This window comes from Arthrobacter sp. 10T416, from assembly GCF_056394165.1.
This window is the reverse complement of the sequence record NZ_JBFTHI010000016.1, coordinates 41385-62962: the sequence shown is the minus strand read 5'-3', so window position 1 is coordinate 62962 and position 21578 is coordinate 41385. Positions and strand designations below refer to the sequence as shown.

Genomic DNA, 21578 nt, shown 5'->3' with positions numbered 1-21578 from the left:
GAGACGGTAGCCTAGGAAGGTGACTAGCGCCGAAACCAACGCCGGGTCCGCCCCGCGGATCTGGAACCTGCCCAACATCCTGACGATGCTGCGGATCGCGCTGGTGCCCTTCTTCGTCTGGTTCCTGCTGGCCGACGCGCCCGGCCTGCACGCGCAAAGCGGCGTGTGGCGCTGGGCCGCCGTCGTCGTCTTCGCGGTGGCGATCTATACGGACAAGCTCGACGGCGACATCGCCCGCAGCCGCGGCCTCATCACCGACTTCGGGAAGATCGCGGACCCGATCGCGGACAAACTCCTGATCGGCTCGGCGCTGGTGATGCTGTCCCTGCTCGCCGAACTGCCCTGGTGGGTGACGGCGGTGATCCTGGTCCGGGAGTGGGGCGTCACGGCCCTGCGCTTCTTTGTCATCCGTTACGGCGTGATCCCGGCCTCCCGCGGCGGCAAACTCAAGACCGTCATCCAGACCGTCGCAATCTTCCTGTACGTCATGCCGCTGGCCTCAATTGCCCCCTGGCTGGGGTTCGTGGCCTTCGCGGTCATGATGGCGGCCGTGGCAATCACCGTCTGGACCGGGGCCGAGTATGTGGTGGAGGCCCTCAAACTGCGGGCCAGCGGCATCAAGGCCCGGCAGCAGCAGGTCCGGAAGGGGACCCCGTGAGCGCCCCGCAGCCAGCCCAGGAGTCCACCCCCCACCTCGGCCTGCACCCCAACCTGCACCGCCTGGCCGGAGAGGCCGTCGGCCGCGCCATCGACGGCGGGCTCACCGTGGCCACGGCCGAGTCCCTCACCGCCGGTATGGTCGCCGCCGTGCTGGCCGACACCCCGGGAGCCTCCGCCATGCTGCAGGGCGGAGTGGTTGCCTACGCAAACTCGGTCAAGTCCGCCGTCCTCGGCGTCCCCGCCGGGCTGCTCGCCACCGCCGGTTCGGTGGACGGCGAGGTGGCCGCCGCGATGGCGGCCGGCGCGCGGACGGCCTGCGGCGCCGATGTCGGCGTGTCCACAACCGGGGTGGCCGGCCCCGACCCGCACGACGGCAAGGACGTGGGAACGGTCTTCATCGGCCTCGCCACGGCGGCGAACGCGACGTCGTTCGCCTACCACTTCGAGGGAAGCCGCCAGGAGATCCGGGCCCTGGCCTGCGGCGCCGCCCTCGAAAGGCTGCTCGAGGCCCTGTCGCCCACAAGCTACCGCGGGTAAAGTTGCCGGGAACAAATGTTGATTCCGAATAGTTGTTACATTGTGTCGCCCCTGAAGAAGGGTGGCGCCTAGGATGAAATCATCAGACGGTTCGCCTTCAGCAGCGAACCAGACTTACGAGGGAGCAAGGCGATACAGATGGTAAAGCAGCCCGTATCCGTAAACGGCGTTGTCCGCTGGAAGGATGTGGGCCTCGCCGATCAGGCAAAGAGCGAACAGAAGGAGCGCAAGATGGTTGTACTTCGTCACGAAATCGGTGATGTGCTGCGCGACGTCCGCCAACGCCAAGGCCGTACCCTCCGCGAAGTCTCGCACAGCGCCCGTGTTTCCCTGGGCTACCTGAGTGAAGTGGAACGTGGCCAAAAGGAAGCCTCCTCGGAGCTGCTTTCCTCGATCTGCTCGGCCCTCGACGTTCCCCTCTCCACCATGCTCCGCGAGGTCAGTGACCGTGTGGCCGTGGCCGAGGGCGTCGCAGTCCCGGACACCGTGCCGCAGGAATTTGCCCAGCGCTATGGTCGTGACCTCGACCGGGAGCTGAACGACGAGCTGGCCACGGGCCTGCTCTCCGGGGCACGCTAGCCCCCACTGCAACTACTAAGAAGGTCCCCGGCGGTGTGCCGGGGACCTTTTTTGTGTCGTGAGTGTCCGGAGTGTGCGGCGGGCCACGTCGTGGCAGGTGCTCCGGTCAGAAACTGTCGTCGCGGGGGAAACCGTCACGCTCATACGTGGCGTTGAGCTTGGCCATGTAGCCGGCGAAGGCCTCGAGCTCGTGCGCCGGCCATTCCGCTAGCCGCTCGCGGAAGACCTCGCGGCGCGCATCCTGGACCAGGTGCATCTTCTCTTCGCCGCGCGCCGTCAGGCTGATGGCCTGGGCACGGCCGTCGAGCGGATCCGCCGCCTTCGAGACAAGTCCGAGGCCCTCCAGGAACGCTACCTGCCGGCTGACCGACGGCTTCCCGACGCCGATGCAGGATGCCAGCTCGGTCAGGCGGATGGGCCCCTTGGTCCGCAGGACGGACAGCAGACCGTAGGCGGCCGGCTCCATCTCCGGGTGGACCTGGCGGGAGAGCTGCTGCGACATGGACCGGGCGCGCCGCCACAGCAGGCTTAACTGGCGTTCGACGTCGGCCAGTGCCTCCTCGGAAGTGGCGCCGGTCCCGGAAACTGGCGCCTGATCGGGGGTGGCGCCGCGTGCGTTGCTCATAGCAACCATTCTAGGGTCCGGGCCCGTGAGAGACTTTACCGATGCGAATCAGCGACTTCTGGCGGCTTATGGATGACGAGTTCGGAGCCGGGTACTCCCGCGTCCTTAGCGGCTCCCTGGTGCTCTCCGGCGTCGGCGGACGGACCGCTGACGAGGCCCTCCGCGCCGGCGTGCCGCCCAAGCAGGTCTGGCTGGCCCTGTGCGATGTCCAGGATGTGCCGGCGGAGCGGCGGCTCGGCCGTGACGTCAAGCCCCGCTGAGCGACCCGGCGCGCGCCGAACGGGCGCTGACACGCCGCCCGATTGTTCGAATATCTGTTCGGACGGCGCTATGCTTTTTTCAGAGCGTTTTCCACATACGCAACGACGGCGGCACTTTTGTCAGAGGCTGCCAGTAGCGTCTGTGATGACAAAGCAAAGGCCGTAGCGGCCACTCCAAAGCGAGAAAGCATTAGAGGTGTGAACCATGGCGGCAGCCCCGGATCGTGAGAAGGCGCTCGAAGCAGCGCTGGCCCAGATTGACAAGCAGTTCGGCAAGGGATCGATCATGCGGCTGGGCGACGAGACCCGTGCCCCCATCGAGGTCATCCCCACCGGCTCCATCGCGCTCGACGTGGCCCTCGGAATTGGCGGGCTGCCCCGCGGCCGCGTTGTGGAGATCTACGGGCCGGAATCCTCCGGTAAGACCACCGTGGCCCTGCACGCAGTCGCTAATGCCCAGCGCCTGGGCGGGATCGCGGCGTTCATCGACGCCGAGCACGCCCTGGACCCCGAATACGCCGCCAAGCTGGGCGTCGACACCGACGCCCTGCTCGTCTCGCAGCCGGACACCGGTGAGCAGGCCCTGGAAATCATGGACATGCTGGTCGGCTCCGGGTCGCTGGACATTGTTGTCATCGACTCAGTCGCCGCCCTGGTGCCGCGCGCCGAAATCGAAGGCGACATGGGCGACAGCCACGTCGGCCTGCAGGCCCGCCTGATGAGCCAGGCCCTGCGAAAGATCACCGGCCGGTTGAGCCAGACCAAGACCACCGCCATCTTCATCAACCAGCTGCGCGAGAAGATCGGCGTCTTCTTCGGCTCGCCGGAAACCACCACCGGTGGTAAGGCCCTGAAGTTCTACGCCTCCGTCCGCATCGACGTCCGCCGGATCCAGACCCTCAAGGAGGGCGCCGATTCCGTGGGTAACCGGACCAAGGCCAAGATCGTCAAGAACAAGATGGCTCCGCCCTTCAAGATCGCTGAGTTCGACATCATCTACGGCCAGGGCATCTCCCGTGAGGGCGGCATCATTGACATGGGTGTCGAGCACGGCCTGATCAAGAAGTCCGGATCCTGGTTCACCTACGACGGCGACCAGCTGGGACAGGGCATGGAGAACTCCCGCCGGTTCCTGCGGGACAACCCCGAGCTCGCTGCCGAGCTGGAGCGACTGATCAAGGAGAAGCTCGGTGTCGGCGTCAAGGCGGAGCCCGAAGCGTCACCGAAGCTGAAGGCCGTTGACGGCTTCTAACAGCCGGGCCTCGGCCGCACGGCGCCGCAAGGGGTCAGGATTCCCGTCCGGGAACCCTGGCCCCGGCGTCGTTGCGGGCGAAGACTCCGGCCGGGCGGGACCGCCCGCGCCGGAGCAGGACCGCGACGCCGATCCCGCCGCCGTCGCCCGGGCCATTGTGCTCCGGCAACTGACCAGCTCGGCCAAGAGCCGGCTGCAGCTGGCCCGCAAGTTGGCGGAACGCAACATCCCCGAGGACGTAGCCGAAGCCGTCCTGGACCGCTTCGAAGAAGTCCGTCTCGTTGACGACACCGAGTTCGCCGAGATGTGGGTGCGGAGCCGGTCGCAGAGCCGGAAACTGGCCAAAGGTGCCCTGCGCCGGGAGTTGGCGGAGAAAGGCATCGACCAGGACACGGCAGCGGTCGCCCTCGAGCAGCTCAGCGATGAGGACGAGGAAGCGGCGGCCCGCGAGCTCGTGGACCGCAAACTGCGGAACGCCCGCGGCCTCGAGGACCGCGCCGAACGGGACAAGACAGTCCGGCGCCTAGCCTCCATGCTCGCGCGCAAGGGCTATCAGCCGTCGCAGGCGTTCCGGATCGTCGGCGAGGCAGTCGACGCGGTGCTCCAGGACCCGGACGGGTAGCCCTGAGCTTTTGCCGGCATGCCCTCCGGCCACGCGAGCGCGCCAACCCGGTACCCTTAACAGGTGAGTTTGACCATTCCCTCCCCAGCCCCCGGCGGAACCCCTTCCCCGAATGACGCCGCTCCGGCCCGCACGTACCAGGTCCGGACGTTCGGCTGCCAGATGAACGTGCACGATTCCGAGCGGATGTCAGGAATGCTCGAAGCCGCCGGCTACGTCCCGTCCGCCGGCGAGCTGGCCGACGTCGTGGTCTTCAACACCTGCGCGGTCAGGGAGAACGCCGACAACAAGCTCTACGGCAACCTCGGCATCCTCCGCCCGGTCAAGGAAGCCAATCCGGGCATGCAGATCGCCGTAGGCGGCTGCCTGGCGCAAAAGGACCGCGAAACGATCCTGAAGAAGGCACCGTGGGTGGACGCCGTCTTCGGAACGCACAACGTCGGAGCCCTGCCGGCCCTGCTGGACCGGGCCCGCCACAACGACGAGGCCCAGCTGGAGATCCTGGAATCACTGGACGTCTTCCCCTCCACCCTGCCCACGAAACGGGACTCCGTCTACGCGGGCTGGGTCTCCATCTCGGTCGGCTGCAACAACACCTGCACGTTCTGCATCGTCCCGGCACTGCGGGGCAAGGAGAAGGACCGCCGGCCCGGCGACATCCTCGCGGAGATCCAGGCGCTCGTTGACGACGGCGCCATCGAGGTCACCCTGTTGGGGCAGAACGTGAACTCGTACGGCGTTGAATTCGGCGACCGGCAGGCGTTTTCCAAACTGCTGCGTGCCTGCGGTGAAATTCCGGGCCTTGAGCGCGTGCGGTTCACCAGTCCGCACCCGGCGGCGTTCACCGACGACGTCATCGACGCGATGGCCGAGACGCCGAACGTGATGCCGCAGCTGCACATGCCACTGCAGTCGGGTTCGGACAAGGTCCTCCGGGAGATGAAGCGGTCGTACCGCTCCACCAAGTTCCTCGGCATCCTGGACAAGGTGCGGGAGAAGATCCCGCACGCCGCCATCTCCACCGACCTGATTGTCGGATTCCCGGGCGAAACGGAGGAGGACTTCCAGGCCACGCTCGACGTCGTGGCAAAGTCCCGGTTCGCCACAGCCTTCACCTTCCAGTACTCAAAGCGCCCGGGTACCCCGGCCGCCGAACTGCCGGACCAGCTGCCCAAAGCGGTGGTGCAGGAACGCTTCGAACGGCTCACCGCGCTGCAGGACCGGATCGCGGCCGAGGAGAACGCCCGCCAGCTGGGCCGCCGCGTCGAGGTCATGGTGACCGCCCAGCAGGGCCGTAAGGCCGGAGAAACCCACCGATTGTCCGGCCGCGCCCGCGACCAGCGGCTGGTGCACTTCTCCGTCCCCGAAGGTGCCGAAACCCCCCGTCCGGGGGACCTCGTGACCGTGACCATCACCGAAGCCGCGGCGTTCCACCTGATCGCCGACCCCGCGGGCCCGGCCGAGTACAGCCTGCGGCGGTCCCGCGCCGGCGACGCCTGGGACCGGTCGCAGGCCGATTCGTGTGGCGCCCCGGTACCCGGCGCGGCCGGCGGCACCACGGGGGTGTCCCTGGGCATGCCCACCCTCCCGCTCCGCGCCCGCTAGCCCGTGGCCGCGCCCGCCCCGCAGGTCACGCCCGCACCCCTGACCGCCGCCCTGCCGGCCCACGGGACCCTCCGCGCCACGCCGCCGGTTATCGCCGTCGTCGGCCCCACCGGCTCCGGGAAGTCCGATCTGGCCGTCGCGCTGGCCGTGGCCCTCGACGGCGAAGTGGTTAACGCCGACGCCATGCAGTTCTACCGCGGCATGGACATCGGCACCGCGAAGATCACGCCGGCTGAACGCAGGGGAGTGCCGCACCACCTCCTGGACATCCTCGACGTCACCGAGGAAGCCAGCGTCTCGGACTTCCAGCAGCAGGCCCGCGCGGTGATTGCGGAGATCCACAGCCGCGGGAAACGGGCCATCCTCGCCGGCGGCTCCGGTCTCTACGTCCGGGCGGTCCTGGACGTACTCGAGTTCCCCGGCACCGACCCCGCCATCCGCGGCCGGCTGGAAGCTGAGGAAGCCGCCGCCGGGCTCGCGCCGCTGCGGGCACGGCTGGAACGGCTCGATCCGGTCTCCGCCGGACGGCTGGGCGATGCGCGGCGCGTGATCCGCGCGCTGGAGGTCTTCGAACTGACCGGGCGCCCCTTCAGCTCCTTTATGCCCTCCCGCGAGTACTTCCAGCCGGCTGTGCAGCTCGGCCTGGATGTTGACCGCGAGCTGCTGCGCGCCAGGCTGGCCACCCGCGTGCACGCCATGGTGGATGCCGGGTTGCTGGCCGAGGTGCAGCGCCTCGACGCCGAAGGGCTGCGGCGGGGCCGGACCGCCTCCCGCGCCCTGGGCTATTCGCAGTTCCTCCGGGTGGTGGACGGCGAGTGGGACCTGGAGACGGCCGCCGAGGACACCATCGCCGCGACCCGGAAATTCGCCCGGCGCCAGCTCACCTGGTTCCGGGCCGACCCCCGGATCCACTGGCTTGACTGGCAAGCCCCCGGGTTACTGGCCCGGGCCGTGGAGCTCTGCGGCTGACAAGTCCGCCCCGGACACCCCGGCAGGGCGCCACGCGCCGCAGCCTGGCCGGCGCCCCGGTTCCACCCCGGCACGCAACGAACTGTAACCTTGGACCATGGACGAAACCCTGGCCCCGGCCGCTGACCACCTTGCTGCAGGAGGCGCCGTGACCCCTGGCGGCCCGAAGTTCTCGAAGGGCCACGGAACCGGCAACGACTTCGTCCTCATCGCGGACCCCAACGGGGCCCTGGCCGTCACCCCGGAACAGGTCGCGGCACTCTGCGACCGGCACCGCGGCATCGGCGGCGACGGGCTCATCCGCGCCGTCCCGTCCCGGCTGCTTCCCGAGGGCCAGGAACTGCTTGCCGCCCACCCCGGCGCGGAGTGGTTTATGGACTACCGCAACGGCGACGGTTCGCTGTCCGAAATGTGCGGCAACGGCGTCCGGGTCTTCGTGCACTTCCTGATCGCCGAAGGCCTGGTGGACCTGCCGGCGGGCGAATCACTGACCATCGGAACCCGCGGCGGGGTCAAGACCGTGGTCCGCACTGCCTCCGGGTACGCCGTGGACATGGGCCCCTGGGAGTTCATCTTCCCCGGCGAAGCCACCGCCCGCGCCATGGACTCGCTGGTCAGCGCCGGCGGCCTGGAAGTGGCCCGGCCGGCACTCTCCGTCAGCATGGGAAACCCGCACACCGTCGTCGCCCTGGCCGAACTCGCGGAGCTGGAGGCCACCGAACTGTTCCGGGCGCCGCGGGTGGACCCGGTTCCGCCGCACGGGACAAACGTCGAGTTTGTGGTGCCGGCCGAGCCGTTGGTCCACGACGGCGTGGGTACCATCACCATGCGCGTGCACGAACGCGGGGTGGGGGAGACCCAGTCCTGCGGCACCGGCGCCTGCGCCGCTGCCGTCGCGATCCGGCACTGGGCCGGCCAGGGTGCACCGGATACCTGGAACGTGGAGGTGCCCGGCGGCGTCGTCGGCGTGAAGTTCTTCGTCGCCGCCGACGGCCACGAGCACGTGGAACTCAGCGGGCCCGCCGTGATCGTCGCTAGTGGGACGCTTTCCTGACCCGCAGGATCCTGAAGGACTTTGACGTACTTTCCCGGGTCACGGTGAAGCTCGCGTCCAACTCGGCCGTAAGCCAGCGCTGAAGTGAGTCGGAGCCCAGGTTCTTCTGTACCACCAGCCAGGCCGAGCCTCCCGCGGCCAGCCGCGGGAGCCAGAGCAGCAGCAGGGCATGGAGTTCATCCTTGCCGATCCGGATGGGCGGGTTGGACCAGATCGTGTCGAACCGCAGCTCCGGGTCGACGTCCCCGGGGGTGCTGGCGGTCACGTTGGTGAGTCCCAGCAGCCCCGCATTCTCGTTTGTCAGCGTCACACAGCGTTCGTTGACGTCCACGGCATAGACCCGTGCGTGCGGCGCCCGCAACGCCATGGTCAGCGCGATCGGACCCCAGCCGCAGCCGATGTCCAGCAGGTTCCCCTGCGGTGCGGGAGCGGGAACATCCGCCAGGAGGACGGCTGTACCCTTGTCGATTCCGTCCGGGCTGAAGATCCCCGCGGACGTCTGCAACTGCCGCTGCCCGCCGGCGAGTTCCACGGTCAGGGGCTTGCGGGTGAACGGCCCGGCCGGCTGGGCGCTGAAATAGTGTGCAGACTCCATAACTGGCCAGATTAGTTGGCGCTCCGGCGGTATGGGAAACCGGCCGGGATCCGCCGCCGTCCGCCCCGACACGGCGGCCCATGGCGCGGGGGGCCGGTCTGCTAGGCTAAAAACATGATCCTTAACTTCAAGTAGCCGGCCGGATTTTCCGCACCGACGTCTTCTGTACCGGCGCCTTCCGCACCGACAGCTGTGCTGGCGCCATCGGAAGTCCCGCCCCGGCAGCGACGCAGGTACTTACCTTCCGCTCAGCGCGCCTCGTGATCACTGCATCACTCCCACGGCGCCGGATTTGCTTGGAGTCACTCCTCTTGGAACCCGACCGTCCGCGTGCACAGAACGCGGGACCTTACGGCAGGGGTACCAACCGGTCCCGGCAGCAACGCATCCCGGCGGGCGCACCCGGTTAGAACCAGCGCACACCAGCCAGCTCACCAGCTGCCCGCACATCCGCGGCGTTCTTAAACCGCCGCAGCCCGCACTCACCGCTCCGGACCGGAGCCCCACCCCGCCGTCGGCGCCGCCGCCGTCCGGCACCCGAGGAGGCATGGATGACCACCAGTCGTCAGCCCAGCGCGAATACCGCGCCACGAAACACCGAACGGCACTATTCTGAGAGTGCAGACCCTTCGAAGGAGACCATGACCAGCCAGCCCAACCCCGGTTCCGATTCAGCCGCCCAGGACATGAGTCCTGCGGAAATCCAAGCTGTTATCGACCGGATCCTCTCCAAAGACGCCCCGGCATCCAAGACCGGCCAGGGTGCCGGCGACGGTGATGCCGCCGAGTCCCGGCCGGTCTTCGGCAAGGCGCAGGCATTGTCGCAACTGGATGAGGAACACAGCAGCTACGACGGCGACCAGCAGGACCTCGAGGAACGCCGCGCCCTCCGGCGGACGGCCGGACTCTCGACAGAACTCGAAGACGTCACCGAAGTCGAATACCGGCAGTTGCGCCTGGAGCGGGTGGTGCTGGCGGGGCTGTGGACCGAGGGTACCCTGGCCGACGCCGAGAACTCCCTGCGCGAGCTCGCGGCGCTGGCCGAAACCGCCGGATCCGAGGTCCTCGACGGACTGGTCCAGCGGCGCGCCAAGCCGGACCCGGGCACGTTCCTCGGCTCCGGCAAAGCCCAGGAGCTCAAGGACATTGTGATGTCGACAGGCGCTGACACCGTGGTGGTCGACGCCGAACTGGCGCCCTCCCAGCGCCGTGGCCTGGAAGACATCGTCAAGGTCAAGGTCATCGACCGCACGGCCCTGATCCTGGATATTTTCGCCCAGCACGCCAAGAGCCGTGAGGGCAAGGCACAGGTGGAACTGGCACAGCTCGAATACCTGCTCCCGCGCCTGCGCGGCTGGGGTGAGTCGATGTCCCGCCAGGCCGGTGGCCAGGTGGGTGGTGCCGGTGCCGGTATGGGCTCGCGCGGCCCCGGTGAGACCAAGATTGAACTGGACCGGCGGCGGATCCGCACCCGGATGGCCAAGCTGCGCCGCGAAATTGCGGCGATGAAGCCGGCGCGCGAGACCAAACGGGCCAACCGGCGTCGTAACGCCGTACCGTCGGTAGCCATTGCCGGTTACACCAACGCCGGCAAGTCCTCGCTGCTGAACCGGCTGACCGACGCCGGCGTCCTGGTGGAGAACGCCCTGTTCGCCACCCTGGACCCCACCGTCCGCAAGGCGGAAACGGCGGACGGACTGGGCTACACCCTGGCCGATACGGTCGGATTCGTTCGCTCGTTGCCCACCCAGCTCGTGGAGGCCTTCCGCTCCACCCTGGAAGAGGTAGCGGATTCGGACCTGATCCTGCACGTCGTCGACGTCTCCCACCCGGACCCGGAGGGCCAGATTGCGGCCGTCCGTTCCGTGTTCAGTGAAGTCGATGCCCGCAAGGTGCCGGAAATCATCGTCCTGAACAAGGCCGACGCCGCCGATCCCTTTGTGGTCGAACGGCTCAAGCAGCGCGAGCCACGCCACGTAGTGGTCTCTGCCCGTACGGGCGAGGGCATCCCGGAGCTGCTGAGGGCCATCAGCGAGGGCATCCCGCGGCCCAGCGTGAAGATGGAGCTGATGATCCCGTACAACCGCGGGGACCTGCTCAGCAAGCTCCACGAGACCGACGCCGAGATCATTAGCCTCGACCATGTGGAAGCCGGCACCAGGGCCGTGGTGATGGTACGCGAGGGCCTTGCGGCCGAACTGGACGCCTTCCTCAGCAATGACTGAACCAGCAGTAGCCGGGGAGGCGGCAGCATCGCCTGACGCCGGCCGGTCAGAAGACGGAACGTCCACAACAGGCGCATCCAAAGGCGGCCCGTCCGGCGAGGAGTTCGTGGTTGAACTCCTCGACCGGGCGGTCGCCGGGATGGGCGGCCAGAGCCGTGAGGGCCAGCACGAAATGGCCCGGCAGGTGGCGCGCGCCATCGACACCGGCGACCACCTGCTGGTCCAGGCGGGCACCGGAACCGGCAAGTCCCTGGCGTACCTGATTCCGCTGATCGCCCACTCGCTGGTCAGCGACAAACCCACCCTGGTTTCCACCGCCACCCTCGCGCTGCAAACCCAGATCGTGGGCAGGGACCTCCCTCGTCTCCTGAAAACCATTACGCCGGCCCTGGAGCGGCCGGTGAAAGTCGCCCTGGTGAAGGGCCGCGCCAACTACGTCTGCCGCCACAAGCTCGAGGGCGGCTTCCCGTCCGAGGAGCCCGCCGAGGGGCAGCTTTTCTCCCTCGGCGAGGACACCTCCGTGCCGCATTTCGCCGCGGCCATGGGCGGGCCCTCGTCCCAGCTGGGCAAGGAAGTGGTCAGGCTCCGGGAGTGGGCCGAGGAGACCCAGACGGGCGACCGTGACGAGCTGATGCCGGGCGTCACCGACCGCGCCTGGCGCCAGGTGTCCGTCACCTCGATGGAATGCCTGGGGGCGCAGAAATGCCCCCTCGCCGCCGAGTGCTTCAGTGAACTCGCCCGGCAGAACGCCGCCGACGCCGACGTCGTGGTCACCAACCACGCCATGCTCGCCGTCAGCGCCTTCGAGGGCCTCGCGGTGCTGCCCGAATACGACGTCGTTGTGGTGGACGAGGCGCACGAGCTCCAGGACCGCGTCACGGGCGCCGTGTCCGGGCAACTGTCCGTCGCGATGGTGCACGCCGCGGCATCCGGTGCCCGTAAGCACACCGGGATCACCGTGGATGCGCTCAACACCGCCGCCGCCAACCTCGAACTCGCCATCGAAGGTGTCCCAAGCGGGCTGATGCCGAACGGCCTGAACAGCGAACAGCTGGACTGTGTTGACCAGCTCCGCGACGCCTGCCGCGCCGCGCTCTCCGACTCCAAGGGGGATAGCGCCACCCCGGCCGACGGCGGCCGGCAGCTCACCCGCTCCCGCCTGATGGTGATCCTGGAGCTGTGCGAACGGCTCCTGGCCGCCAAGGAAAACCGCGAGGTGGTCTGGTTTTCGCGCAACAGCAGCTTTGACCCGCAGCAGGGTTACTCACAGCCGGATGACTCCGCGCCGGCCCTGGTCAACATCGCCCCGCTCAGCGTCGCCGGGCGGCTGCGCGAAGGGCTGTTCGCGGACCACACAGTCGTTCTGACCTCGGCGACCCTCGCCATCGGAGCGGCGTTCGAGCCCGCAGCCGGGGGACTGGGACTGGTGGGGCCCGGGGCGCCCAGCTGGACCGGCGTCGACGTCGGTTCCCCGTTTGAATATCCAAAACAAGGCATCCTGTACGTCGCCAAGCACCTGCCCAAACCGGGCCGCGGTACCTCCCCGGAGGCCCTCGACGAACTCGAGAAGCTGATCCGCGCCTCGAACGGCGGGGCACTGTGCCTCTTCTCCTCCCGGCGTGCTGCCGAGGAGGCCGCCGAGGCGATGCGGCCCAGGTTGGGCCTGAGCATCCTCTGCCAGGGCGAATCGACCATGACGGCGCTGGTCAAGCAGTTCGCGGACGAGCCGGACACCTGCCTGTTCGGGACAATGTCGCTGTGGCAGGGCGTTGACGTACCGGGTAATTCCTGCCGCCTCGTGGTCATCGACAGGATCCCGTTCCCACGGCCCGACGATCCCCTGATGACCGCCCGCTCCCGGGCCGTGGCACAGTCGGGCGGCAACGGTTTTATGAGTGTCTCTGCGACCCACGCGGCCATCCGCCTGGCGCAGGGCGCCGGCCGGCTGATCCGTTCGACGTCGGACAAGGGCGTGGTGGCCGTACTCGATTCCCGGCTGTCCACCGAGCGCTACGGCGGCTTCCTGCGCGCGGCGCTGCCACCGTTCTGGCCCACCACGGATCCGGCCGTGGCGCTGGCCGCCCTCGACCGCTTGGCCAAGGCCCCGGCCGCCGGATAGGCCGGAAACTTCTGCCCCAACGCCACAGGCCCCGTCCGGAACATCGGACGGGGCCTGCTGAGTTGGTGCTTGGTGGTTCCCGGTTAGAGGGAGCGCAGTACGGACACGACCTTGCCCATGATGACGGCGTGATCGCCGAGGATCGGTTCGTACTGGGTGTTCTGGGGGAGCAGCCAGGTGTGGCCGTCGCGCTGGCGGAACGTCTTGACGGTGGCCTCGTCGTCGAGCAGCGCGGCCACGATGTCACCATTGACGGCGTCGTTCTGGCGGCGGACCACCACCCAGTCACCGTCGCAGATGGCGGCGTCGATCATCGAATCCCCCGCCACCTTGAGCATAAACAACTCGCCGTGGCCCACCAGCTGGCGTGGCAGCGGCATAACGTCTTCCACGACCTGATCGGCCAGGATCGGGCCGCCGGCGGCAATCCGGCCCACGAACGGCACCATCGCGGTGTCCGTGGCGCTGGCCAGTTCCGAGACGGCGAGGCCGCCCACGGCCCGCAGACCGCTGGACTTCTCGACGCCGGAGATGGGGGTGGCGCCGCCGTCCAGGGTTAGCGGCATCAGGACTTCCATGGCACGGGGCCGCTTGGGGTCCCGCCGCAGGTAGCCGAGCTTTTCCAGCTGTGAGAGCTGGTGGGTGACGCTGGAGAGGCTGGCGAGCCCCACGGTGTCACCGATTTCGCGCATGGACGGCGGGTAGCCGTTGTCCGTGACCGAACGCTGGATCGTCTCCAGGATCTTCTTCTGCCGGACGGTAAGGCTCTTCGGCGCCCGACCGGTCTGCGGGCTCCGTTGGGTAGCCCTCCCGCCGGCGGCTTGTGCTGCCATATTCGCCATGCCTTTCCGTTCCGCCCTGCGGACCTTGCCGCCGGGCCGCTGTGGCCTGAAAACCCCCGGGGCCTAAAAATGTCAGACCCCGTTGTTGAACTTGAACTGTCCAACCGCAGGTGAACTCACCAGCGGTTGTTCCGTGATTCAAAAGTAGGCCAGCACACCATGTTTTTCAAACATTTGTTCTAGCGAGTCTCGACAATGTTCGTTCATAGGTGCTAAAACAGAACAAGCAGAGTTCGAATATGTGTTCGAAACCTGTCGACGGGAACCGAATGCAGGTTTCGATTCTGTGTTCTAAGTTTCGCAGTCGCAGGTTCGCCTATAAAGGTCACGCGTTCGATGGTTCGGCCGGTTGGCGGCGGGTACATGGAGTACGCCGGGCGGCACAGAGAGGTCCAGGAGGGCTTAGTTATGTCAGCAGTAAGCGTTATGTCCGGTTCGTTCGGCACCATCAAGTCCCGCACGGCCGTGCCCCAAGCGGCAGCACGCCAGGCGCCCCTGCGGCTGACCCGCCGGGGACGGTTCGTCTTCATCGGCCTGCCGCTGATCGTCCTGGCTGTCCTGGTCCTGTCTCTCGCCGGTTTCCTCAACGCCCCCGCCAAAGCGGCCGACTCCGCCGCGGAGCTCTCGGTGACTCCCGCGGTCACCGTCACCGTCCAGCCGGGCGAATCCCTCTGGGCGATCGCCGGCGCCGTGGCACCGGAACGCGATCCCCGCGACGTCGTGGCCGACATTGTCCAGCTCAACAACCTCGGCGCCGCCCGCGTGATGCCCGGCCAGCAGCTCTTCGTCCCCTCCAAGTAGGCAGGGCCCCCGCCGGCGAATGACCAGCCGGCGTGTGAGTGAACGCCCCTGGTGAACCCCGGCAGCCCTTACGGGGCGGGCATTCCGGGGTCACAGTTTCGGGGCGGGCCCGGGTCTCACTTAAACTGGGCGGGTGACTGACCAGCTAGAGCGACTCAACCGACTGCCCCTCCGCACAAACCTGCGGGGCCTGCGCCCCTACGGCGCACCCCAGCTGGACGTGCCCATCCTGCTGAACGTCAACGAGAACACGCACGGGGTCCCGGCCGACGTCCGCGCCGCCATCGCCGAGGCCGTGACCGAGGCCGCCGCGGGGCTGAACCGCTACCCGGACCGCGAGTTCACCGAACTCCGCGAGGCCCTCGCCGAGTATCTGGGCCACGGCCTCGAAGCGGACAACATCTGGGCCGCCAACGGGTCCAACGAAGTGCTCCAGCAGATCCTCCAGGCCTTCGGCGGCCCGGGGCGCACCGCCCTCGGCTTCCCTCCCACGTACTCCATGTACCCGCTACTGGCCGCGGGGACGGACACCGAATACATCGTGGGAGTCCGCGCCGAGGACTACGGCCTCAGCGCGGAATCGGCAGCCCGGCAGGTCCGCGAACTGAAGCCCAGCGTGGTCTTCCTCTGCTCGCCGAACAACCCCACCGGGACAGGCCTGGGCCTGGATGTTGTGGAGGCCGTCTATGAGGCGGGCCAGGAAAGCCAGACCATCGTGATCGTCGACGAGGCGTACCACGAGTTCGCCCACGACGGCACACCCAGCGCACTGACCCTGCTGCCCGGCCGCGAGCGGCTGATCGTGTCCCGCACCATGAGCAAGGCCTTCGCCCTCGCCGGCGCACGGCTCGGCTATATGGCGGCCGCCCCGGAGGTCACGGACGCCCTCCGCCTCGTGCGGCTGCCGTACCACCTCTCCGCCATCACCCAGGCAACGGCCCTGGCCGCCCTGCACCACCGCGTGGCGCTGATGGCCGACGTCGAGGACATCAAACGCCAGCGGGACAGGATCGTCTCCGAACTGATCCGGATGGGCCTCAAACCCGCCGCCTCGGACTCGAACTACGTCTTCTTCGGGGGCCTGGATAACCCGCACGAGGTCTGGCAGGGGCTGCTGGACGCCGGGGTGCTCATTCGCGACGTCGGCATTCCGGGACATCTGCGGGTGACAGCCGGCACTGAGACGGAAACCACAGCGTTTCTGCAGGCCCTCGAACAGATCCTGACCGGCCGCCAAGCACCGTCCGCCTAGACTTAACCCAGGACCCACGCACACCGCCCTGTTCGCCGGGGCGCCGCCTTCATCCAAAGGACACCCACATGAACAACCCCGGAGCAGCCGCGGCCCAGGCCCGGACCGCACGCCTGGAGCGGACCACCAGCGAGTCGTCCGTCCTGGTCGAGATCGACCTCGACGGCACCGGTGTATCGGACATCAGTACCTCCGTGCCGTTCTACGACCACATGCTGACGGCGCTCAGCAAGCACTCCCTGATCGACATGACGGTCAAAGCCACCGGCGACACCCACATCGACGTCCACCACACCGTCGAGGACGTGGCGATCACCTTCGGCGAAGTCCTGCGGACCGCGCTGGGCAACAAGGCCGGGATCCGGCGCTTCGGGGAGGCCACCGTGCCGCTCGATGAGGCCCTCGCCCAGGCCGTCGTCGACGTCTCCGGCCGCCCCTACCTGGTCCACGCCGGCGAACCGGCCGGCCAGGAGTACCACCTCATCGGCGGCCACTTCACCGGCTCGCTGACCCGTCACGTCTTCGAAGCCATCACCCTGCACGCCGGCATCTGCCTGCACATGAACGTCACCGCCGGCCGCGACCCGCACCACATCGTCGAAGCCCAGTTCAAGGCGTTCGCCCGGGCGTTGCGCGCCGCCGTCGAACCTGACCCCCGCGTCGAAGGCATTCCCTCCACCAAGGGCGCGCTGTGACCGGAAAAGTGCTCCGCGACGGGGCCATCATCAACCCGGACGGGGACCGGAAGCCGGCCTCGCCCGCAGGCAAGCCCACCGTCACGGTGCTGGACTACGGCTCCGGGAACGTCCGGTCGGCCGTCCGCGCCCTCGAACGCGCCGGGGCCGAGGTCATCCTCAGCGCCAAGGCCGAGGACGTGCTGAACGCTGACGGGCTGGTGGTCCCCGGCGTGGGGGCCTTCGAAACCGTGATGAAGGAACTCAAAGCCGTAGACGCCGTCCGGATGATCGGGCGCCGCGTTGCCGGCGGCCGGCCCGTACTCGCGATCTGCGTCGGCCTCCAGGTGCTCTTCGAGGCCGGGGTGGAACACGGTACCGTCGCCGAGGGGATGGGGGAGTGGCCGGGCAAGGTCGAGCTCCTGCCGGCCGAAGTGGTGCCGCACATGGGCTGGAACACCGTCACGGTGCCGGAAGGGTCACGCCTCTTCGCCGGCGTCGAAAACGAACGCTTCTACTTCGTCCACTCCTACGGTGTGCAGCACTGGGACTTCGACGTGATCCAGCCGCGGATGGCTGCCCCGCTGGTCACGTGGTCCGAACACGGGGCACCCTTCATCGCCGCCGTGGAAAACGGCCCGCTCTGCGCCACGCAGTTCCACCCGGAAAAGTCCGGCGACGCCGGAGCGCGCCTGCTCCGCAACTGGGTGGACAGCCTGCGCGGCGCCGCCCGCGCCGTTCCGGCCCCGGCCACCGCCCCGGCCGTTCCCGCCCCGGAAGGAACGGCCTAGATGTGGTCCCTGGTCCTCATGGGCCTCGCCGGACTGCTGGTTGGCGGAGCCCTGTCCTTCCGGCAGCAGAAGAGCCCGCTCTGGGTGCAGATCGTGTTTTACGTCCTGGCCGCGATGTCCCTCCTGGCCGCCTACCTCCTGACGCTGCCCGGCAAGTAACCGGCCCCGCAGCGACGAATTCCTGACCCCTAATCCGTGAGGACCCTCCGATGACCACCGAAACCGCGCTGCCCGTCCTTGAGCTGCTCCCCGCCGTCGACGTCGTAAACGGCCAGGCCGTGCGCCTTGTCCAGGGCGAGGCCGGCAGTGAAACCAGCTACGGGACCCCGCTGGAAGCCGCGCTGAACTGGCAGGACCAGGGCGCCGAATGGGTCCACCTGGTGGACCTCGACGCAGCCTTCGGCCGCGGTTCGAACGCGGAACTCCTGCGCGAAGTGGTGGGCCGGCTCGACATCAAGGTGGAACTCTCCGGCGGACTGCGCGACGACGAGTCCCTGGAAAAGGCGCTGGAGCTTGGGGTGGCCCGGGTCAATCTCGGCACGGCGGCGCTCGAGAACCCCGAGTGGACCGAACGCGTGATCGAGCGGTTCGGCGACAAGATCGCCGTCGGCCTCGACGTCCGCGGCACCACCCTCGCCGGCCGCGGCTGGACCAAGGAAGGCGGCGACCTCTGGGAGGTCCTAGGCCGTCTGGAGGACGCCGGCTGCGCCCGCTACGTCGTCACCGACGTCACCAAGGACGGCACGCTCCAGGGGCCTAACGTTGAACTGCTCCGCCAGATGGTCGAGAAGACAGGAAAGCCCGTGGTGGCCTCCGGCGGCATCTCCAGCCTCGAAGACCTCAAGGTCCTGCGCTCGCTCGTGCCCCTGGGTGTCGAGGGCGCGATTGTCGGCAAGGCCCTCTACAACGGCAACTTCACGCTGCCCGAAGCCCTCGACGTCGCCGGCCGCCGCTAGCCCGGACCCTTCATGGAGCCCAACACCCAGCCCGGCCCGCGCGCCCTGCCCGGCCACATCGCCGCCGCCCTTGCCGGGGCGGGCGGCCCGGCCGATTCCGCCGGGCAGCCCTGGGCCGGCCGGAGCCTCACCGGCGAAGACGCGAAGATCCACAATTTCGAGGACGACGACGGCGCTGCCGACGCCGGCTATCTCGTGACCCTGGCCGATCTCGCTGCCGGCCGCGGGGACGAGGCGGCCGTGGTGGCGGCCCTGGCAACCGCACGGGTGTTCGTGCCGATCCTGGCCACCCTCGCCGAGGAAGCGGAGGCCGTCGCCGGCCCCCATGGCGACCACGTCCATGGCGACAAGCAAGCGGATATGGCCCTCGTGACCCTCAAGGCGCCGGACGGCCGCACGGCGCTGCCGGCCTTCACCTCGGCCGCGGCCCTGGCCGCCTGGCATCCCGAGGCCAGGCCCGTGGCCGTGTACGCGGCGCGCGCCGCGCTGTCCGCCGTCGCCGAAACCGCCGAACTGCTGGTGCTGGATCCCGGCTCCGCCACCACCTTCGTGGTGCGCCGGCCCGCCGTCTGGTCACTCGCCCGGCAAGAGGCCTGGACACCCAGCTACAGCGATCCCGCGGTGGCCGCATCGGTCGGCGACGCCGCTGCCGGCATCCCGGCGCTCCGCCGCGTGGAGATCCACCCGGGCGGCGGGGTTGCCTCAATGCAGGCCGGCGGGCAGCAGCTTGCCGGCGGCGGCTCCGGTCCGGAACTGCGGGTTGTGCTGTACCTTGAAGACGGACTCGACGCCGCCGCGGTGCAGTCCCTCGTGGCCGGCCTCAACGAGGCCCTGGCCCGGAATGAAACATTTGCTGAACGGGTTGACTCGATGGAAATCAAGTTGCAGCGCGCAGCTCAATAGGCCACGGCCCGCACCCAGAGTTCCCGGTGCTGCCGACGGCAGTACACAAAGGAATGCAGTTTCGTGAATTTCGCGCTTTACCGGGACCTGCTGGCTGTGCGGCCCATCAGGAACCTCCTGCTGGTGGGTATGGTGGCCCGCATCCCGCACTCGGCCGCGGGGGTCCTGCTGACCCTGCACATCGTCCTGAGCCTGGGCCAGGGGTACGCAGCCGCAGGTGCGGCCGCCGCGGTGATGACCATCGGCATCGCCGTCGGGGCCCCCTGGCGTGGCCGCCGGGTCGACACGGTGGGCCTGCGGAAGGCCCTCATCCCGTCCGTTGTCTCGGAAACCGTTATCTGGTCGATCGTGCCGCACGTCAGCTATGAACTCCTGCTGCCGCTGGTGTTCGTCGGCGGCCTGCTGACGCTGCCGATCTTCAGCGTCGTCCGCCAGTCGCTGGGAATCCTTGCCAGCGGCGAGCAGCGCCGGACGGCGTTCGCCCTCGACGCGATCAGCACGGAGCTGGTCTTTATGATCGGTCCCGCCGCCGGAGCACTGGTGGCCACCGCGGGTTTCTCCGTGCTGGGGCTCACGGTGGTGGGCGTTGCGACGTCCCTGTCCGGTCTGTTCCTGATGTGGATCAACCCGCCCACACGCAGCACCACGACCGGCCCGAAACCGGAGCAGGTTTTCGCCGCGGCCCAGCAGGAAGGCGCGGAGGCAGCATTGGTCGCCGCCGCGCCCGCCCACCTGCAGGAGGCTGCAGCGGAGCTGGCGCCCCTGGCGGCTGCGGAGGAGCGACGCAAGGACCGGCTTGGCCTGCGGCATAAGGTCATCCACAACTTCGCCTGGTTCACCGCGGCAGTCGCGGCTGTCTTCGCTGTCGCGTCCGGGGCCGGCATGGTCCTCAGCGGTACCGACGTCGGCATCGTCGCCGCCCTGCAGACCGGCGGGCATCAGTCCGAAATCGGAATCGTCTTCCTCTTCTGGTGCGCGGCCTCGGTGCTGGGCGGGCTCGTCTACGGCGCCATGCACCGGCCCGTCTCGCCCATCCTGCTCCTCCTCGGCATGTCAGCACTGACGCTGCCGATGGCGTTCGCTCAGGACACCTGGACCCTGGCGTTGCTGTCCCTGCTCCCGGGCCTGCTCTGCGCACCCGTGCTCTCAGCCGCCTCCGAAAAAGTGGCCGACCTGGTGGAGGAGGGCCGCCGCGGCGAAGCGATGGGCTGGTACGGCTCTGCCCTGACCGGCGGCGTCGCGCTCGGCGCCCCGCTGGCCGGGCTGTTCATTGACGGCGTGGGACCCGGTGCCGGGTTCGTCTCGGTCGGTGTGGCCGGTGTGGTGCTGTGCCTGGTCGGCCTGCTCCTGCAGTACCGGCGCAGGCGCCGGCTCGCCGCACCCTAGCCTGCCGGATCCGGAGACCAACCCCGGACGAACCAGGACCGGCCGGCCCGGCGCCGGCGCCGGGTGACGGTTAAACGTCGACGGCGGGMGGACCGGTATGGTCCGCCCGCCGTCGCAGGCGCCAGGAGTGAGCCGTGCTCTCCTGCTGCCTGCCGTTGCCGGGTTGGTGGCTGTCAGCTAGTTGACGGCACCGGTGTACTTTTCGCCCGGGCCCTTGCCCGGAGCGTCCGGAATCACTGATTCCTCGCGGAACGCCAGCTGCAGGGACCGCAGGCCGTCGCGCAACGGACCGGCGTGCTGGGAGCCGATCTCCGGGGCCGCTGCGGTGACCAGGCCAGCGAGGGCGGTGATCAGCTTGCGGGCCTCGTCCAGGTCCTTGAGCTCTTCGGCATTGTCCTCGGCGGCCAGGCCGAGCTTCACGGCGGCTGCGCTCATCAGGTGCACGGCGGCGGTGGTGATGACTTCGATCGCGGGAACCTCGGAGATGTCGCGGATCTGCTGGGAGACGTCGTCCTGGCCACCGGCCGGCTGGTAAACATGTGAATTACTATCTGAAGTGCTCATGCTGGTAAGCTTGTCACAGACCAACTGAATGTCGTTATTCCAGCAGTTCCGGAAGCCCGACGGCGCACATGTGCGTTGAGCGGGTATCTTTCTGTAGGATTGGTTTTCAGTTTGCAAGCGGAGTTCTCTCCCACCCGCGTCAGCCGCGAGTATTCCCCAGGAATCGTATTCCCCAGGAATCAAGGTTGCCGGGTATCTGGTCGGGCATTCCCTCCGGGCTTCACGCCTGAAGGGCCTGCATGCCGCCTCGTCACGAGGAGGGCAGTTCCGATCTTTGAGGCCTTCGATTGCTCCGGCAGTTGGAGGC

The 21578-nt window shown here is 68.4% G+C and carries 23 protein-coding genes; 19 read left to right on the top strand and 4 right to left on the bottom strand.

The window, feature by feature from the left end; all coding sequences use genetic code 11:
• Positions 1 to 19: 19 nt before the first annotated feature.
• From pgsA to AC1DBE_RS14955, 3 genes are all read left to right on the top strand, one after another.
• Positions 20 to 658: a CDP-diacylglycerol--glycerol-3-phosphate 3-phosphatidyltransferase gene (gene pgsA, locus AC1DBE_RS14965; RefSeq protein ID WP_476879600.1), complete on the top strand. Its 639-nt coding sequence runs from the start codon at positions 20 to 22 to the stop codon at positions 656 to 658.
• Positions 655 to 1197, top strand: a complete 543-nt coding sequence (locus AC1DBE_RS14960; protein WP_476971024.1) for a CinA family protein — start codon at positions 655 to 657, stop codon at positions 1195 to 1197. Before pgsA ends, AC1DBE_RS14960 begins: the two co-directional genes overlap by 4 nt.
• A gap of 138 nt (positions 1198 to 1335) precedes the next feature.
• Positions 1336 to 1776: a helix-turn-helix domain-containing protein gene (locus AC1DBE_RS14955; protein WP_476903858.1), complete on the top strand. Its 441-nt coding sequence runs from the start codon at positions 1336 to 1338 to the stop codon at positions 1774 to 1776.
• A gap of 106 nt (positions 1777 to 1882) precedes the next feature.
• On the opposite strand, the gene AC1DBE_RS14950 is transcribed toward AC1DBE_RS14955, so the two are convergent.
• Positions 1883 to 2401 (bottom strand): MarR family winged helix-turn-helix transcriptional regulator, encoded by a 519-nt coding sequence (locus AC1DBE_RS14950; protein ID WP_476879597.1) that lies wholly within the window; start codon positions 2399 to 2401, stop codon positions 1883 to 1885.
• A gap of 41 nt (positions 2402 to 2442) precedes the next feature.
• Between AC1DBE_RS14950 and AC1DBE_RS14945 the strand changes: the two genes are divergently transcribed.
• The 6 genes from AC1DBE_RS14945 (at position 2443) to dapF (ending at position 8163) form a co-directional block, all read left to right on the top strand.
• Positions 2443 to 2661 (top strand): DUF3046 domain-containing protein, encoded by a 219-nt coding sequence (locus AC1DBE_RS14945; RefSeq protein WP_476879596.1) that lies wholly within the window; start codon positions 2443 to 2445, stop codon positions 2659 to 2661.
• Positions 2662 to 2866: 205 nt separating this feature from the next.
• Complete coding sequence (recA, locus tag AC1DBE_RS14940) at positions 2867 to 3913, top strand: recombinase RecA (RefSeq protein WP_476903859.1); 1047 nt, start codon at positions 2867 to 2869, stop codon at positions 3911 to 3913.
• Entirely contained in the window at positions 3900 to 4535 is a 636-nt protein-coding gene (locus tag AC1DBE_RS14935) for a regulatory protein RecX (RefSeq protein ID WP_476880110.1), read from the top strand. Before recA ends, AC1DBE_RS14935 begins: the two co-directional genes overlap by 14 nt.
• A 63-nt stretch (positions 4536 to 4598) precedes the next feature.
• Positions 4599 to 6140: a tRNA (N6-isopentenyl adenosine(37)-C2)-methylthiotransferase MiaB gene (gene miaB, locus AC1DBE_RS14930; protein WP_476971023.1), complete on the top strand. Its 1542-nt coding sequence runs from the start codon at positions 4599 to 4601 to the stop codon at positions 6138 to 6140.
• A 51-nt stretch (positions 6141 to 6191) separates the two neighbouring features.
• The gene (gene miaA / locus AC1DBE_RS14925; protein WP_476971042.1) at positions 6192 to 7109 is read left to right on the top strand and encodes a tRNA (adenosine(37)-N6)-dimethylallyltransferase MiaA; all 918 of its coding nucleotides are present in this window, start codon (positions 6192 to 6194) and stop codon (positions 7107 to 7109) included.
• 97 nt (positions 7110 to 7206) lie between these two features.
• Positions 7207 to 8163: a diaminopimelate epimerase gene (gene dapF, locus AC1DBE_RS14920; protein WP_476971022.1), complete on the top strand. Its 957-nt coding sequence runs from the start codon at positions 7207 to 7209 to the stop codon at positions 8161 to 8163.
• Here the strand turns inward: dapF and AC1DBE_RS14915 are convergent.
• The gene (locus AC1DBE_RS14915) at positions 8144 to 8758 is read right to left on the bottom strand and encodes a class I SAM-dependent methyltransferase (RefSeq protein ID WP_476971021.1); all 615 of its coding nucleotides are present in this window, start codon (positions 8756 to 8758) and stop codon (positions 8144 to 8146) included. The genes dapF and AC1DBE_RS14915 overlap by 20 nt on opposite strands.
• Positions 8759 to 9399: 641 nt before the next feature.
• Here AC1DBE_RS14915 and hflX point away from each other — a divergent pair.
• Together hflX and AC1DBE_RS14905 are read left to right on the top strand one after the other, a co-directional pair.
• Complete coding sequence (gene hflX / locus AC1DBE_RS14910; protein ID WP_476971020.1) at positions 9400 to 10983, top strand: GTPase HflX; 1584 nt, start codon at positions 9400 to 9402, stop codon at positions 10981 to 10983.
• Positions 10976 to 13102, top strand: a complete 2127-nt coding sequence (locus AC1DBE_RS14905; RefSeq protein WP_476971019.1) for an ATP-dependent DNA helicase — start codon at positions 10976 to 10978, stop codon at positions 13100 to 13102. Before hflX ends, AC1DBE_RS14905 begins: the two co-directional genes overlap by 8 nt.
• 83 nt (positions 13103 to 13185) lie before the next feature.
• Here the strand turns inward: AC1DBE_RS14905 and lexA are convergent, their stop codons facing one another.
• Positions 13186 to 13935, bottom strand: coding sequence for a transcriptional repressor LexA (gene lexA, locus AC1DBE_RS14900; RefSeq protein ID WP_476879639.1), 750 nt, complete (start codon positions 13933 to 13935; stop codon positions 13186 to 13188).
• Between the two features lie 417 nt (positions 13936 to 14352).
• Here lexA and AC1DBE_RS14895 point away from each other — a divergent pair, with 417 nt between their 5' ends.
• The 8 genes from AC1DBE_RS14895 (at position 14353) to AC1DBE_RS14860 (ending at position 20707) form a co-directional block, all read left to right on the top strand.
• Positions 14353 to 14745 carry a LysM peptidoglycan-binding domain-containing protein gene (locus AC1DBE_RS14895; RefSeq protein WP_476971018.1) on the top strand — a complete coding sequence of 131 codons (393 nt, stop codon included), beginning with the start codon at positions 14353 to 14355 and terminating at the stop codon, positions 14743 to 14745.
• A 133-nt stretch (positions 14746 to 14878) separates the two neighbouring features.
• A complete protein-coding gene (locus AC1DBE_RS14890) occupies positions 14879 to 15997 on the top strand; it encodes a histidinol-phosphate transaminase (protein ID WP_476879641.1) in 1119 nt (372 codons plus the stop codon).
• Positions 15998 to 16065: 68 nt separating this feature from the next.
• Positions 16066 to 16692 (top strand): imidazoleglycerol-phosphate dehydratase HisB, encoded by a 627-nt coding sequence (gene hisB / locus AC1DBE_RS14885; protein ID WP_476971017.1) that lies wholly within the window; start codon positions 16066 to 16068, stop codon positions 16690 to 16692.
• On the top strand, positions 16689 to 17462 hold the full coding sequence (hisH, locus tag AC1DBE_RS14880) for an imidazole glycerol phosphate synthase subunit HisH (RefSeq protein ID WP_476971016.1): 774 nt from the start codon (positions 16689 to 16691) through the stop codon (positions 17460 to 17462). The genes hisB and hisH overlap by 4 nt, the downstream gene beginning before the upstream one ends.
• A complete protein-coding gene (locus AC1DBE_RS14875; RefSeq protein WP_476879644.1) occupies positions 17463 to 17621 on the top strand; it encodes a hypothetical protein in 159 nt (52 codons plus the stop codon).
• Positions 17622 to 17671: 50 nt separating this feature from the next.
• Positions 17672 to 18418 (top strand): bifunctional 1-(5-phosphoribosyl)-5-((5-phosphoribosylamino)methylideneamino)imidazole-4-carboxamide isomerase/phosphoribosylanthranilate isomerase PriA, encoded by a 747-nt coding sequence (gene priA, locus AC1DBE_RS14870; protein ID WP_476879645.1) that lies wholly within the window; start codon positions 17672 to 17674, stop codon positions 18416 to 18418.
• A 12-nt stretch (positions 18419 to 18430) separates the two neighbouring features.
• Positions 18431 to 19321, top strand: coding sequence for an SseB family protein (locus AC1DBE_RS14865; protein ID WP_476971015.1), 891 nt, complete (start codon positions 18431 to 18433; stop codon positions 19319 to 19321).
• Positions 19322 to 19384: 63 nt separating this feature from the next.
• Complete coding sequence (locus AC1DBE_RS14860; protein WP_476971014.1) at positions 19385 to 20707, top strand: MFS transporter; 1323 nt, start codon at positions 19385 to 19387, stop codon at positions 20705 to 20707.
• Positions 20708 to 20884: 177 nt separating this feature from the next.
• Here AC1DBE_RS14860 and AC1DBE_RS14855 read toward each other — a convergent pair whose 3' ends face one another.
• Positions 20885 to 21271 (bottom strand): DUF1844 domain-containing protein, encoded by a 387-nt coding sequence (locus AC1DBE_RS14855; RefSeq protein ID WP_476880688.1) that lies wholly within the window; start codon positions 21269 to 21271, stop codon positions 20885 to 20887.
• Between the last annotated feature and the right edge of the window lie 307 nt (positions 21272 to 21578).

Excerpts from the sequence above, each read along its gene's own strand:
- priA (WP_476879645.1), top strand. The coding sequence starts at position 17,672 with ATGACCACCGAAACCGCGCTGCCCGTCCTTGAGCTGCTCCCCGCCGTC.
- AC1DBE_RS14955 (WP_476903858.1), top strand. The coding sequence starts at position 1,336 with ATGGTAAAGCAGCCCGTATCCGTAAACGGCGTTGTCCGCTGGAAGGAT.
- AC1DBE_RS14865 (WP_476971015.1), top strand. The coding sequence starts at position 18,431 with ATGGAGCCCAACACCCAGCCCGGCCCGCGCGCCCTGCCCGGCCACATC.
- AC1DBE_RS14905 (WP_476971019.1), top strand. The coding sequence starts at position 10,976 with ATGACTGAACCAGCAGTAGCCGGGGAGGCGGCAGCATCGCCTGACGCC.
- AC1DBE_RS14855 (WP_476880688.1), bottom strand. The coding sequence starts at position 21,271 with ATGAGCACTTCAGATAGTAATTCACATGTTTACCAGCCGGCCGGTGGC.
- AC1DBE_RS14945 (WP_476879596.1), top strand. The coding sequence starts at position 2,443 with ATGCGAATCAGCGACTTCTGGCGGCTTATGGATGACGAGTTCGGAGCC.
- recA (WP_476903859.1), top strand. The coding sequence starts at position 2,867 with ATGGCGGCAGCCCCGGATCGTGAGAAGGCGCTCGAAGCAGCGCTGGCC.
- hisB (WP_476971017.1), top strand. The coding sequence starts at position 16,066 with ATGAACAACCCCGGAGCAGCCGCGGCCCAGGCCCGGACCGCACGCCTG.
- hflX (WP_476971020.1), top strand. The coding sequence starts at position 9,400 with ATGACCAGCCAGCCCAACCCCGGTTCCGATTCAGCCGCCCAGGACATG.
- AC1DBE_RS14915 (WP_476971021.1), bottom strand. The coding sequence starts at position 8,758 with ATGGAGTCTGCACACTATTTCAGCGCCCAGCCGGCCGGGCCGTTCACC.
- AC1DBE_RS14950 (WP_476879597.1), bottom strand. The coding sequence starts at position 2,401 with ATGAGCAACGCACGCGGCGCCACCCCCGATCAGGCGCCAGTTTCCGGG.
- AC1DBE_RS14875 (WP_476879644.1), top strand. The coding sequence starts at position 17,463 with ATGTGGTCCCTGGTCCTCATGGGCCTCGCCGGACTGCTGGTTGGCGGA.
- lexA (WP_476879639.1), bottom strand. The coding sequence starts at position 13,935 with ATGGCAGCACAAGCCGCCGGCGGGAGGGCTACCCAACGGAGCCCGCAG.
- dapF (WP_476971022.1), top strand. The coding sequence starts at position 7,207 with ATGGACGAAACCCTGGCCCCGGCCGCTGACCACCTTGCTGCAGGAGGC.
- AC1DBE_RS14895 (WP_476971018.1), top strand. The coding sequence starts at position 14,353 with ATGTCAGCAGTAAGCGTTATGTCCGGTTCGTTCGGCACCATCAAGTCC.